General features: G+C 64.4%; 13 protein-coding genes. 5 read left to right on the top strand and 8 right to left on the bottom strand.

Translation table 11 applies throughout. The annotated features are described in order from the left end of the window. Positions 1-46 precede the first annotated feature (46 nt). The 3 genes from NGM68_RS07505 to NGM68_RS07495 all read right to left on the bottom strand — a co-directional run bounded on the left by NGM68_RS07505 (position 47) and on the right by NGM68_RS07495 (position 1909). Positions 47-286 (bottom strand): H/ACA ribonucleoprotein complex subunit GAR1, encoded by a 240-nt coding sequence (locus NGM68_RS07505; RefSeq protein WP_252701028.1) that lies wholly within the window; start codon positions 284-286, stop codon positions 47-49. Beyond that, complete coding sequence (gene srp19, locus NGM68_RS07500) at positions 286-567, bottom strand: signal recognition particle subunit SRP19 (RefSeq protein ID WP_252701027.1); 282 nt, start codon at positions 565-567, stop codon at positions 286-288. The genes NGM68_RS07505 and srp19 overlap by 1 nt, the downstream gene beginning before the upstream one ends. 139 nt (positions 568-706) lie before the next feature. Next, positions 707-1909 carry a PGF-CTERM-anchored ABC transporter substrate-binding protein gene (locus NGM68_RS07495; protein WP_252701026.1) on the bottom strand — a complete coding sequence of 401 codons (1203 nt, stop codon included), beginning with the start codon at positions 1907-1909 and terminating at the stop codon, positions 707-709. 60 nt (positions 1910-1969) lie between these two features. Here NGM68_RS07495 and btuC point away from each other — a divergent pair, with 60 nt between their 5' ends. From btuC to gatE, 3 genes are all read left to right on the top strand, one after another. Further along, a complete protein-coding gene (btuC, locus tag NGM68_RS07490) occupies positions 1970-3082 on the top strand; it encodes a vitamin B12 ABC transporter permease BtuC (protein ID WP_252701025.1) in 1113 nt (370 codons plus the stop codon). Then, entirely contained in the window at positions 3079-4509 is a 1431-nt protein-coding gene (locus NGM68_RS07485) for a heme ABC transporter ATP-binding protein (protein ID WP_252701024.1), read from the top strand. The genes btuC and NGM68_RS07485 overlap by 4 nt, the downstream gene beginning before the upstream one ends. A 120-nt stretch (positions 4510-4629) precedes the next feature. Further along, positions 4630-6501, top strand: a complete 1872-nt coding sequence (gene gatE / locus NGM68_RS07480) for a Glu-tRNA(Gln) amidotransferase subunit GatE (protein ID WP_252701023.1) — start codon at positions 4630-4632, stop codon at positions 6499-6501. A gap of 114 nt (positions 6502-6615) precedes the next feature. Here the strand turns inward: gatE and NGM68_RS07475 are convergent, their stop codons facing one another. The 5 genes from NGM68_RS07475 to NGM68_RS07455 form a co-directional block, all read right to left on the bottom strand. Continuing rightward, positions 6616-7821 carry an MFS transporter gene (locus NGM68_RS07475; RefSeq protein ID WP_252701022.1) on the bottom strand — a complete coding sequence of 402 codons (1206 nt, stop codon included), beginning with the start codon at positions 7819-7821 and terminating at the stop codon, positions 6616-6618. A gap of 202 nt (positions 7822-8023) precedes the next feature. Then, complete coding sequence (locus NGM68_RS07470) at positions 8024-9103, bottom strand: hypothetical protein (RefSeq protein WP_252701021.1); 1080 nt, start codon at positions 9101-9103, stop codon at positions 8024-8026. 64 nt (positions 9104-9167) lie between these two features. Further along, positions 9168-9986 carry an RNA methyltransferase gene (locus NGM68_RS07465; RefSeq protein ID WP_252701020.1) on the bottom strand — a complete coding sequence of 273 codons (819 nt, stop codon included), beginning with the start codon at positions 9984-9986 and terminating at the stop codon, positions 9168-9170. Next, positions 9983-10534, bottom strand: a complete 552-nt coding sequence (locus NGM68_RS07460; RefSeq protein WP_252701019.1) for a DUF8114 family protein — start codon at positions 10532-10534, stop codon at positions 9983-9985. Before NGM68_RS07460 ends, NGM68_RS07465 begins: the two co-directional genes overlap by 4 nt. Positions 10535-10606: 72 nt before the next feature. Further along, positions 10607-11164: a DoxX family protein gene (locus NGM68_RS07455; protein WP_252701018.1), complete on the bottom strand. Its 558-nt coding sequence runs from the start codon at positions 11162-11164 to the stop codon at positions 10607-10609. A gap of 264 nt (positions 11165-11428) precedes the next feature. On the opposite strand from NGM68_RS07455, the gene folP reads away from it, so the two are divergent. Further along, a complete protein-coding gene (folP, locus tag NGM68_RS07450; protein WP_252701017.1) occupies positions 11429-12622 on the top strand; it encodes a dihydropteroate synthase in 1194 nt (397 codons plus the stop codon). 135 nt (positions 12623-12757) lie between these two features. Further along, positions 12758-13456 carry a 6-hydroxymethylpterin diphosphokinase MptE-like protein gene (locus NGM68_RS07445; RefSeq protein WP_252701016.1) on the top strand — a complete coding sequence of 233 codons (699 nt, stop codon included), beginning with the start codon at positions 12758-12760 and terminating at the stop codon, positions 13454-13456. Positions 13457-13484 lie beyond the last annotated feature (28 nt).

Here is a 13484-nt window from a genome sequence, read left to right as displayed (position 1 = left end):
GCTGTTTGCACAACAACGGGCGTGACACTCGAGAAAGGATCTACGCTCACCGGGCGTACAACGCCGACCCGACCAGTCCCGGAAGGTGAACCCCGGAGTCGGGCGTGACCGCCAGATACGGCTCCTCGACGGGGCCGAAGACGTCGACGACGCGACCAACCTTCTCGAGGGAGTCGTCGAGGACGATCGTGCCGATTGCGTCGTACGCGTCGTCGTCGGTATCGCCGGGTGCCCGGAGCACAGCGAGACCCTGGGACACGCGCACGACGGTGCCGATTCGGCGCATCACTCTCGCATCGCGACGACGTACGCCGCGACTGCCTGGACGAGGTCGTTCTTCGTCGAGTCCTCCGTCCCCCGGACGACGACGCGGCCACGGGGCTGCCAGTGCTCCCTGGCGTACGCCTTATCCCGTTCGACGATGGCGTCGTACCCGATCTGCTGGACGGCTTTGGCGATCTCTTCGACCGTCGGCTCTTCGACTGCCAACTCGAGGGGCACCCGCCGCCCCTCGGCCCGCGTACGCGTCGCATCGAGGTACGCGGGCCAGATGACGTTCTCGACCATAGGGGCCTCTCTGTGGGCGGGTGAGTAAACGCTTTTCAAAACGAGACGAAACGACGAATCGCGTCGGGTCGGAAAGGAAGTCGGGTTGACGGCGTTACTCGAGAGGTGTGACGCCGGTCAGTCGATCCGTGACTGTTGATTACCGCTGTCGAAGGCGGAATCCGAGCAGTCCCACGAGCGCGGCGACGGCAACGGGCACGCCGAATCCTGGTATCGAGTCCTCGGTGTCATCCCCACTGTCGTCCGTGTCCTGATCAGGACTCGCATCGACATCGTCGTCCGACGATTCGTCAGTGTCCGCTCCCTCGGCCGAATCGTCGTCGCCGTCCGATTCCTCGATCGCGGCGAGTGACGATTCGTACTCCTCGTCGACGGTCTCGAGGTCGGCTTCGACCTCGGCGTGAACGTCGCCGTGTACACCGGCGAAGATCTCTTCGACCGCGAACACGACGTCCGGTGCGGGCTGGCTCGCGGCGTTGGCGTCGATGCCGAAGTGTTGCCCCTCCTGCATCGCCGTCGTCTCGTGGACGGCCTCCGATACCGGCGGTTCGTCGTAGGCATCGTCGCCGTAGAGGATCCAGTCGGGATCGTGTTCGATCACGGTCTCGTCGCTAATCGGCTCCCAGCCCTCGATGCCGGCTTCGGCGGCGAGGTTCTCGACGCCAGCGGTCGTCAGCACTTCGTGCTGGAACGTGGTCGATCCGGTAGTGAAGCCCTGATCGTCGAGCATGTACAGCGCGAGCGGCCGTGGCTCGTCCTCGAGGGCGGTTTCGACGATCGAGAGTCGGTCGTCCATCCACTCGGAAGCGATTTCAGCCCCCGTACAGGAACCCGTAAGCTGGCCGGCCGTCTCGAGATCCTCGTGGATCTCGTCGATGCTCTCGGCAGTGTCGTAGACGTAGACGTCGAGACCGGCGTCTCGAAGTTGCTCGAGGAGTTCCTCGTCGAACATGACGACGTCAGAGGCGATGACGATGTCGGGCTCGAGTGCAATAATCTCCTCGGCAACGGGGGTCACGCCGTCGTCGGCGCTGATGTCGGTCTGTCCGTCCACGTCGAGACTGTCCGTGTACTCTCCGATGGGCATCCCGTCGAGTCGGTCGTCGGCACCGATCCTGAACACCAGCTGGGCGTCGCTCGGATAGAGCGCGACGATCGAATCGGGTTGCTCGTCGAATGTGAACTGTTCGCCGGTTGCGTCCTCGAGTTCGATCGGGTAGTCACACGCCACGTCGGATTGGGCGGTGCCAGTCGCCGCGGTAGTCGTTCCTGCCGCGATGGCAGGGCCGACGCCAGCGGTGATGGTGAGTACCGCAATCAAGATGATGAGTAGTCGTCGCATCACCTGTTGCTCACCCCGTATCCAATAAATATTTATCTAAAGCAAGCGAGCTTGTCAACCATGGAACGACCGGGGCGGGTAATCGCGTGGTCTGTCGGCCTAGCGATGCTGCTCGTCGCCGTCACGATCGGGAGTGCCGCCCTCGGTCCCGTCAGAATCGATCCAGTCACCGTCACGAAAGCCATGCTCAACGTACTCGTCGTCCCGGTTGGGCTCGAGTGGACGCCGACAGCAATCCCCGTGCTCGACCGACCGATATCGCGGCCAGCACTCGCCTACGCATCGGTGTTCGGATTCGAGGTTCACGGCCCACACCAGACGATCGTTGGCGACGTTCGCCTGCCCCGGATCGCCCTGGCCGGGACTGTCGGGTTCGGCCTCGCCGCCGCCGGAACCGTAATGCAGGGGTTCTTCCGAAATCCGCTGGCCGATCCGTCGATCATCGGCGTCTCGACCGGTGCTGCCGCCGGTGCCGTTGCCGCTATCGCCTTCCCGGCGCTGGTTCCCTTCGGCAGCCTCCACCTCTCGGCGTTCGTCGGCGCGATTGCGACGGCGTTGCTCGTGTACGCCATCGCAACCGATGGAGGGCGGACGCCGGTCGCAACCTTGCTCCTCGCGGGCGTCGCCGTCCAGGCCTTTCTCGGTGCGCTCATCTCCTACATGCTCGTTCACAGTGGGGATGGCCTCCGACAGGCAGTCATCTGGATGATGGGAAACCTCCACGCCAGCAACTGGGGCGACGTGAGGTTCGCCCTGCCGTTCGCCATCGTCGGCGTCGCCGTGCTCGCGGGCTACACCCGGGAGATGAACATTTTGTTGCTCGGTGAGGAGGAAGCACACCACCTCGGCGTCAACGTCGAGCGAACTAAGCTCCTGTTGCTCGTCATCGCGACCGTCGTCACCGCGGCAGGGGTCGCCGTCGCGGGCGTCATCGGGTTCGTCGGCCTCGTCGTCCCCCATATCATGCGCCTGATCGTCGGCCCGGATCACCGTATCTTGCTGCCCACGAGCGCGTTCGCTGGGGCGTCGTTTCTCGTCCTCACGGACACGATCGCTCGAACCGGCGCCGAGCAGGTGGCGGTCGGCATCGTACCGGTCGGCATCGTCACGGCCGCCCTCGGCGCGCCGTTTTTCCTCTTCTTACTCGTTCGCCAGGAGGTGCATTCGCTATGACCACTGCTGAGAACCCGCTCGTCCACGCCGAGAATCTCGAGGTCGCCTACGGATCTCTCTCCGTCCTCGAGGACGTCAGCGTCGACATCTCTCGCGGCGAGTTCGTCGGCCTCGTCGGGCCGAACGGGGCCGGAAAGACGACACTCCTCCGGGCGCTCAGCGGGGCGATCACTCCCTCGAGCGGGCGGGTGCGGATCGACGGAACGCGCATCGACGCGGTGAACTCCCGGGCCTCGAGTCGTCTCGTCGGCGTCGTTCCCCAGAACACCTCGCTGTCCTTCTCCTTCGACGTTCGCAGCGTCGTCGAGATGGGACGATACGCCCACCGGTCGCGTTTTGCACCGCCCTCCCAGGCGGATCGCGAGCACGTCGACCGGGCACTCGAGCGGACTCGAACGCTCCAGTTCGCCGACCGACAGATCGACGCGGTTAGCGGCGGCGAGCGCCAGCGAGTGTTACTCGCGCGCGCTATCGCCCAGGATACGCCCCTGTTGTTGCTCGACGAGCCGACCGCAAGTCTCGACGTGAACCACCAAGTCGAGACACTCGAGTTGGCGCGCGACCTGATCGACGACGGTCGAACGATCGTCGCGGCGATTCACGATCTCGACCTCGCGGCACGCTACTGCGATCGCCTGCTCCTGGTCGCCGACGGGGCGATCTGTGCCGACGGCGATCCGGACACGGTGCTCACCGCTGACATGCTCGATCAGACCTTCGATGCGAACGCGACGGTGACGCGAAATCCGGTGACTGGAACGACGAGCGTGACGGCGTTTCCCCATCAGACGACCCCCGACGGCGAGTCACTCGAGAGTGCCCTCGACGGCCGTCGCGTCCACGTTCTGGGGACGGGCCAGCCAGCAGTGGGTGCGTGCAGTCGGCTCGAGCGCGCCGGTGTGACTGTTTCTGCCGGGCCGGCTCCAGCTGGTGGCGTGGTCGAAGACGTCGCCGAACGCCTGTCGCTCGTGTGCGTCACGACCGAGCCGTTCTCGCCGGTCACCGATGACGCACGGGAGGAGACTGGCGGACTCATCGAGTCGGCCGACGTCACAGTCCTCGCCGGATTCGACCTGTCGGCCGGCAATCAGCGCCTCCTCGAGGTGATCGATCCCGCCGATCCGCTGGTCGCCGTCGAAACTGGTATCGACCGGTCGTTCGCCGGGCCTGAGGCGACCGCCCGCTACCGCCAGGTACTCGATTCGGCGCTCGAAGCGACGCCCGAAACGCTGCTCGAGGCGACGGCCGAGGTGCTCCGTGCGGGTGGGCAGGTGACGAAAGACTCTTCCGAGGAACTCGACGGCGACGGCGAGACGAGCACCGAGGAACTCGTCGATGACGGTGAACCGAGCACCCACGACCACGGTGGCGAACCCGACCAGCGTGACGCCACCTGGTCACCGATCGATTCGCGAACGGACGATTAACGCGACCTGTCAAACGCCCGACCGAGCCGTCCGGGAGGGTGACCGCTAATTCCCCGGTGCCATACTGCACTCGAGCCAGACTGGACGGTTTTTTACCCCTCCACCACCGAGTCCCCTGCAATGACCACAGCGCACGATTACGAGGCACTGGGCCTCGTCGCCGGCCTGGAGATTCACCAGCAACTGGACACGGCGTCGAAACTGTTCTGTACCTGTCCGACCGAGCTCCGCGAGCCCGAGGCGTCAGCGCGTCAGTTTACCCGTTACCTTCACCCGACGCGGAGCGAACTGGGCGAACTCGACGAGGCCGCCGTCGAGGAGAGCAAGGTCGAACGGGAGTTCACCTACCTCGCCTACGACACCACCTGCCTCGTCGAGGAGGACGACGAGCCGCCACACCGCCTCGACGACGAGGCCCTCGAGACGGTACTCGAGGTCGCACAACTGATGGACATGACGCCGGTCGATCAGGCGAACGTCATGCGCAAGATCGTCGTCGACGGGTCGAACACCTCCGGGTTCCAGCGCTCGACGCTCGTCGCCACCGGCGGCGCGATCGAGACCAGTGAGGGTGCGGTCGGCATCGAGGACATGATGCTCGAGGAGGAGAGCGCCCAGCGCGTCGACGAGACCGACGACGGCGTCGTCTACAGCCTGGATCGCCTCGGCATTCCCCTCGTCGAAATCGGTACCAGTCCGGACATCCGGACTCCCGAACAGGCCCAGGAGGCCGCCGAACGCATCGGTATGTTGCTGCGCTCGACGGGGAAGGTTAAACGTGGCCTCGGCACCATCCGCCAGGACGTCAACGTCTCCATCGCCGACGGTGCCCGCGTCGAGATCAAGGGCGTCCAGAGCCTGGACGACATCGCCGACATCGTCAGGACGGAGGTCGGTCGCCAGGCCGAACTCGTCGACATCCGGGACGAACTCGCGGCCCAGGAGGCGACCGTTCACGAGCCCCAGGACGTGAGTACTGTCTTCGCAGACACCGGCAGCGGCGTCGTCGCCGGCGCGCTGAACGACGGCGGTTCCGTCTTCGGCGTTCGCCTCGAGGGGTTCGACGGCCTGGTCGGTCGCGAAATCGCCACCGACCGTCGCCTCGGGACGGAGTTCTCCGATCACGCGAAACGCCACGGCGCAGGCGGCATCTTCCACACCGACGAACTCCCTGCTTACGGCGTCACCGACGACGAGGTCGCCGCTCTCCGGGACGCCGTGGATGCCGGCGAGGCTGACGCCGTCGCCATCGTCGCCGCGGCTACCGAGGTCGCCGAATCCGCGATCGAGGCCGTCGCCGCGCGAGCCCAAACGGCCATCGACGGCGTTCCAGAGGAGACCCGCGGAGCGAACCAGGATGGGACGACTCGCTACCTCCGCCCGCTCCCTGGGGCGGCACGGATGTATCCCGAAACTGACGTCCCACCGGTCGAACTCGACCCGAGCGACGTTGCGAAACCCGAATTGCTCACCGAGAAGGTCGATCGCTACCGGGCCGAGCACGACCTCGACGCCGGTCTCGCCGAACAGGTCGCATTCGGCACCCACATGCCACTGTTCGAATCCGTCGTCGCCGACGGGATCAATCCCACCTTCGCTGCCACGACGCTCGAGTCGACGCTGACCGAACTCCGCCGGGACGACGTACCCGTCGAGAACCTGACCGACGAGCACCTCGAGACGGTGTTCGCGATGGCCGACGGTGGCGACCTGGCCAAAGAAGGCGTACCGGATCTGCTTTCGGCGATAGCGACCGATCCCGACCGAGATCCGGCAGCCGTCGCCGAGGAAGCGGGACTCGGTTCCGCCGCCGAAGACGACGTCCGCGAGGCCGTCATCGAGGTCGTCGAGCGAAACGCCGGCCAGGTCGAAGACGAGGGAATGCAAGCGTTCTCGGGTCTCATGGGCGAGTGTATGGGTGCGCTTCGCGGGAAAGCTGACGGCGACCTGGTCAGTCAGGTGTTGCGAGAAGAGATACAGAAGCGCGCATAGTCGTCGAGCGCCCCTTCAAGAGCGTGCGAAAATCGCGGGTGAACCGCTCTGGTCACTCGAGTCCTCGATGGTCGTTTTGCTCGAGCCTCGAGTTGACGGCTGCGGATGCAGGAGTCACTGTTCCTGTGGCATACGAAGCGTGAGCACGATGACCGCGGCCATAATCACGGCGAGGACGATGTACCCTTCGTCGAAGTACCCGTACTCCCCGATGATGCCGAACAGCAGCGGGCCGCCTGCGCCGAGGGTCGCCGTCGTCGTCCGAATTACACCGAGGCCCGTCCCTTTCATCTCCGCGGAAAACGAATCCGCCAGGTACGATTGCGTGACCGCGCCCGATCCGAGCATGGTGCTGATGAGGGCGGTGATCCCGAGGAGGAGCCAGATGTTCTCTACGAACGGAAGCAGCGCGAATCCAGCAACTGGCGGCAACAGGATACTGATGAGCGAGCCGCGCATTCCAATACGATCGTACGCGGCTCCCGAGAGCGGCTTGACGACGACGCCGACGGCGAAGAAGAAGCCGAACAGCACGCTCGAAACCGTGTACGAGAGCCCCTTTACCGTCGTCAGGTACGTTGGATAGAACGCCGTGAACGACTGCCAAATGAAGATGTAGAGAAAGAGGATGACGGTCATGAACGCCATTGATGGATTCCGGAGTTCGCCGAAGACCGACAACGTTTCACGGAGCGATCCCGACTGTGTCGGGCGTTCTGTTGCAGGGCGAGACGGGACGGCGACCCAGATGAGGACGCCGGCAAGCACCAAAAGCGGTGCCACGAACCCCAGCCCGAGGTGCCAGCTCACGGCGACGGCCAGTGCAGTCGCGACCGGCGGAAGCACGGTCTGGCCAATGTCCCCTGTCGCCATGGTGACGCCGAGGGCACTTCCAAGCCGCTCGGAATAGAGGGTCGAAAGCAGCGTAATCCGGGCGATAGGGTACAGCGAATGGCCGAGTCCCCAGAGGGCCGTTGCAAGGAACAGTACCAGCGGCGTGGGTGCCGTAACGACGAAACCGAGCGCGACGGCGACGATAATCGTACTGACGGCCAACAGCGTTCGCTCGTTGTACCTGTCGGCGAGGACGCCCCCTGGCAACTGACCGAGGGAAGCAAACAGCCAGAGTACGGTGACGAGCAATCCGGCGACGGACAGGCGAAGTCCGTACGTCGTCTGGATAGCCGGCAACAACACCGGGTAGATCATTCGCGTCCCGACGAGCAATCCCCAGGCGGTTGCGACGGCGATGAGAGATATTCCTCTCCCGCCGTCCCAGAGCGCTCGTACCTCGTTTCCGATGGCTGTACGTACCACCATGCAGATGTCGTTGCTCGAGACTCGGAGTGACGTGCGTTTATCTACTTGTTTCGCCCCCAGTAATTTCCTGTTCACCTGCTGGTGGCACGATCACAATCACGCGAACGAGAGGTGACGGTGCCAGCTCAATCCTGCCAGCGCCATCCAGTCGTGGACAGGTTCCCGACCCGTCCATACTCGGCCAATCAGCACCGATCGCGATTCACTCGTCGATGACGTCCTCGGTGTACACAGCCGTGACGACTGCCACCGATCCGCCAGCCTCGACGTCGACCGTGCTTGCCGCCTCCCCAAGTCGCGACTCGAGACGGTCGACGTCGACGGCGTTTTCGCTCTCGTAGGTGACGACCGCTCGCACCGTGGATTCACCCGCGTCGGCCTCGAGGCGCTGATTGAGGCCGGTGGAACCTTCGAACGCTCCGAAGTCGAACGCGACGTCGTCCGCGTCGACCTGGTCGGCCTCTAGGTCGGTGAGTCCTTCACCGCCACCGTACAGATAGGTGGTAATTCCGCCGTCTGGATTCGCCCCGAGAAGTGCGTCAAACGTCTCGTCGTCGTCCGCGTTGGCCGTGCGTTCACCAGCGGCGGTTTCGACAATCGCGGAGACCACGTCACGTCCCCGTTCATCGTCACCGAACGTGTAGACGAACACCTCGGTAGTAATGCCAACCACCTCGCTCGAGGTGTCGTCGGTGAAAACGTCGTATCCCTCGCCGTCCCCGCCGGCAACGAGGTCGTAGCCCTCGTCCGCAAGGGTTGTGCGGGCAGCTTCGCGATCGTACTCGCCGTAAAAGATGTAGGCTCCGTCGAGGTAGAGCAAGGTGGCGTCGTCGGATTGACCCTCCGCTGTTGCCTGTGCCTGTGCGACCGGGGACACCCCGAGAGTAAAAAGGCCGTAGATGCCGAGGGAGACGGCTGCAATTGGGTTTTTCAGGAGCGGATCGTCCGGGACGGATCCCTCGCCCGGATCGTCGTCGATCGTCCCGAGCAGGGTCTCGAGGTCGACCGCAGTGAAGAAGTACTCCGGAGCGGCGTCCCCGCTCGTATACGCGTCTCGTGACGGGAGGACGGACGCGTACGCGGGACGCTCGCCGTCTTCGAGGATCGAACTGCCGTCCACGAGGGAATCATCGCCACCCGCGTCATCGGTGTCGTCCTCGCCGTCTCCGACGGGTTCGTCGTCATCGTCGCGTGCCGAATCGTCGGTGCTCGAACACCCTGCGAGAACGGCCACACCGGTGCCGAGCAACGCGAGCAGTTGCCGACGGTACGTGAGACTCATTACCTATCGCTCTCGAGGCGAGCATTATGACTATACTGGCCAGGTGACGGTGCGTGGAGCTCGATCACTCGCGAGAGGATCGATTTCGTTCGGTTCCTGTCTCGTCACCGCGGTCAGGGCGGTCGGTCGCTCGGCGCAACACGCCGAGAAATCGGTTCGCCTCGCTAGTGGTCGGATCGGCACGACCGTAGACGCGGCGGATCATCCGCATCGTCTTCGCCCGTTTTTCTTCGGGATGGTTGAGTTCTACCAGGAGCGCCTTCCACTGGTCGTACAGTCGCTCGAGCAGCGGCTCGGGTGCCCGCACCCGTTCGACGTCAGGAAGTTGCGTCGAGGAGGGGTCGAGAGTGAGCCTTCGGAGTTCGTAGAGGGTGATCGTCGCGGCCTGGCCGAGGTTGAGGACGGGATACTCGGCGCTGGCCGGAATCGAACAGATCTCGTCGATGCGTGCGAGTTCCTCGTTCGTCAGGCCGACGCGTTCGCGGCCGAACACCAGCGCCGTCTGTGCCTCGACGGTGGGCAGTCGCTCGGCCAGTTCGCGTGGGGTCGAAAACGGGAATCGGACGTGGTTCCGGTCGTCCTCGTTGGTCACGGCGGTACAGCCGATGGTGTGGAAGGTGTCGACGAGTTCGTCAAAGGTCAGTTCTCGCGCGCCAGGTAAGATGTCTTCTCGAGCGTGGCCGGCGAACCCGTACGCCTCCCCGTCCGGGTCGAGCTCGGGCGGGTCGACGAGCAGCAGTTCCTCGAAGCCGAAGTTCTTCATCGCCCGCGCGATGGTGCCGACGTTGCCGGGCGTCTGGGCGCCGACGACGGCGACTGCTGGTGGCGTCCGTTTCGAATCGTCGGCCGTGGCGGCTGAGGCCTGTGCGTCCCGCTCGGTCATTTACGACTCGGATACTCGGCGTTGAAATCGACGTCGGCGGCGGCGATTTCCTCGTCGCTGAGGCCAACGCGGTCGGCGACGTCGTCCCCCATAAGGTCGCCGTGTTTTTCGGGATCCGCCTTTGGCGGCCTGGGAAGGTCGTCTGGATCGGTTGAGACGTACTCCATTCCCTCGTAGCCATCCGGCGCACGGTTGCCCGCGAGGAACCACTCGTAGAAGGCATCCTCGAACTCGTCGGTGCCGCGATACTCGTCCCCGCCGTCCTCACGGAACCAGTAAACGAAGTCCGGTTCGTGGTCGTGACAGAGGATAATCTCCGACAATGGTTCGCCGTAGACGTAGCGCGCCGTGTTGCACTCCTCGAGGTGCTCGTCGCCGTGGATCAGCCAGCAGGCGTTACACGGCGCGTTGTAGATGACGTCGAGACGGATGATGCGGTCGCGGACGTCCGACGGCATCTCCTCGAGCGGGAGGAACGCACCGTCCTCGTCGAGAATGTCCGCCTCGTCGAACCGCCAGCCGAGCATCCCGATGCTCACTTTACCCATGGCTGGAGGTTTCGGCTGCGGCGACAAAAAGCGATTGTTCGAAGTCCGGAAGCGATGGTTCGAATCCTCGGATTAGCCGAGGAGGTACCGGAGTTTGGGGTAGCGTTCGACCAGCTTCTGGCCGCCGACCTCGAGTCCCTCGATGTACTTGTCGGCGCCGAGGATCCGACCCGCGCCGAAGGCGGCGATTGCCATGAAGACGACCGCGTAGATCAGCGTCGAGTCGAACAGGGCCAGGAACTCGCCCTCCCAGCCGCCGAGGTAGAACGCGAGCATCTGGAGCGTGCCGCCGAGAGCCGCCAGGCGGACGAAGCCGCCGAAGATCAGCGCGACGCCGATCAGCACCTGCGTCGCCGGGATCGTCACGTTGATGACCTCGAGCAACGCGGCGTTGCCGGCCATCGTCGCGTAGAGCCCGCTGACGGGGCTAACCGGGTCGACACCGTGGACGAGATAGCCGCTGGCGTCGAACCCCTCGCCGGTGAACTTGCTGATACCCGCAAAGAGCATCATGCCGCCCATGACGAAACGCAGGGCGACGACGAACCACGCGGTCAGCGCGTGGGGGTGGCCTTCAAGGGTGATGCCGCCGTAGCGGCTCTCGAGTCGGTTTTGAGTAGTTGTGGACATGATCGGTCACCTTTACAAATACACCTTCGTCACCGACCCACCTAAGAAGGGGGACTGGTTCCCATTCGTTGGGAAACGGTCGACGAAACGGGCGGATGTGTTCGAAACGGCTGACACACGTGAAAATCCAACACTATTCGTGAGAGTCAGTCACAGACAAGCAGCAGTGCACCGGCACACCTGGGACGAGCCACTGGAGACCGGTTCGCCCCCGACGTTCGCCGGAACCACGGCCCCTTTTTACCTCGCCCCCTGAGTGGAGGTATGCAGAACGTCGACGCAGCGGGACTGGGAATCGGGGACGATCACCCATCACGAATCATGGGCGTGTTGAACGTCAGCGAGGAGTCGCCATACGACCCCAGCGTGTTCGACGATCCCGCCGAAGCCGCCCAGTACGTCGACGAGGAACTCATCGACGAGGGGGCCGACATCGTCGACATCGGCCTCGAGTCCGCCAACAAGCGCTTCGACGTGTTGAGCGCCGACGAGGAACTCGAGCGACTGCACGTAGCCCTCGAGACGATCGACCAGGTGTCGGGGGACGCCATCTTTTCGATCGAGACACGGTACGCGGCGGTAGCAGCGGAGGCGCTTGCGAGCGGCTTCGACATGGTCAACGACATCTGTGGATTCGCCGATCCGGAGATGCCTACCGTCTGTGCCGACCACGACGCCGCCGTCGTCAAAATGGCGAGTCCGCCGGATCTCGAGCGGCCAGGAGCCGTCGAAGAAACCGACTGGAGCGAGCGAAAATCGGCCGACTGGGCGGCCTCGGCCGACTACGTCGATCAAGTGTTCGAGGCGCTGAAACAGAACGGCCTGACCGAGAAGACGATCGTCGACCCCGCCTTTGGGGGCTGGAGCGAGGCACAGACCCTCGAAGACGACAGGGAGACCTTCCGACGCCTGCGGGAGTTCCGCGCGCTTGGCAAACCGATGCTGGTCTCGATCAATCGGAAGAACTTCCTGGGCGAGATCGCCGGACGAGAAACGGACGAGCGACTGCCGGTGAGCCTCGCGGCGACCAGCCTCGCCGTCGAACGGGGTGCCCACGTGATCCGCACCCACGACGTTGCAGAGACCCGGGACGCCGCGTTGATCGGCGATGCCTTCACGACCCGATCGTCGACACAGCGCAACGGAGTTCGCCTCTCCAGGCTCGAGGTCGATTCGAATCGCGACTTGCGGAGACACCTTCGAGAAGGCGGAATCGACCCATCCCTGGCGGACGACTGGTTACACCACACGGTCGAAATCGATGGACTCGACCCGTCAGCCCGGGACCGACTCGGCCAGCACGCGCACGAGGCGGGTGCCCGCTGGATCGATCTGGCCGATGGTCGATCCCTCCTGTTCGGGTCGGCGGCAGAAATTTCCCGTATTTCGAGCAGTATTACCGCCTCAGACGGTGATATAGGGTCGCTCAAAGACGACCTCCAGCGGGTGCTCGAGTAAGAGAAAGCTTATGGCAACCGCTTCGAAAGAAGTGAGTGGAAGCCGGGTGGCCTCACGGGTAGGGGTACTTGCGAGGCAACGCTCGGCCCACAAACGGATTATTGCGGTGGGACACAACGAATCACAGTGACGAGTATGGACGTCAAAACGTGGCTCCCGGTGTACGACGCGCTACTTGCCGATTTCGGCTTCGACCGGGCGGCCGACGAGCGGGCGCGCGACGTGCTGGGGGTGCTGACCGGGCCGTTCGACTGCTCGAGGCTCGAACGAGTCTCGGGTGGGACGGTCGCAATCGCGGGCGCTGGCCCCTCACTCGAGTCTCCCGATGCGCTCGAGGCGGCGCGTGCGGCCGATGTGGTGTTCGCCGCGTCGACGGCGGTCGACGTCCTGGAGGCGAACGATGTCGCCGTCCACTGCATGATCACCGATCTGGACAAGAATCCTGAGACGGTCGTCCGTCTCACCGAACGGGGGACGCCGGTCGCCGTCCACGCCCACGGGGACAACATCCCCGCGGTTCGGTCGATCGTCCCGGCCTGTGACGACGCGTTCGTCCTCCCGACGACGCAGGCAGAACCCGTCGGCCCCGTTCGCAATTTTGGGGGGTTCACCGACGGCGACCGGGCCGCGTTCCTCGCCGACCACCTCGGTGCCGCCGAACTGGTCTTCGTCGGCTGGGATTTCGACGATCCGTCGGTCGACCCGATGAAAGTACACAAACTCGAGTGGGCCGAGCGACTGCTCTACTGGCTCGAGATTCGGCGAGGCGAGCGTTTCGACGTGCTCGATGGTCGGCGTGACGCCATCGATACGAGCGTGTTGCTACTCGAGTGACGACGGCGTATCGGGGTCACCCGAACGG

The sequence above is a fragment of the Natronosalvus vescus genome, from assembly GCF_023973145.1.
GTDB classification, from domain to species: domain Archaea; phylum Halobacteriota; class Halobacteria; order Halobacteriales; family Natrialbaceae; genus Natronosalvus; species Natronosalvus vescus.
Note: the sequence above shows the minus strand (reverse complement) of the source record. Positions and strands in the feature narration are given on the sequence as shown.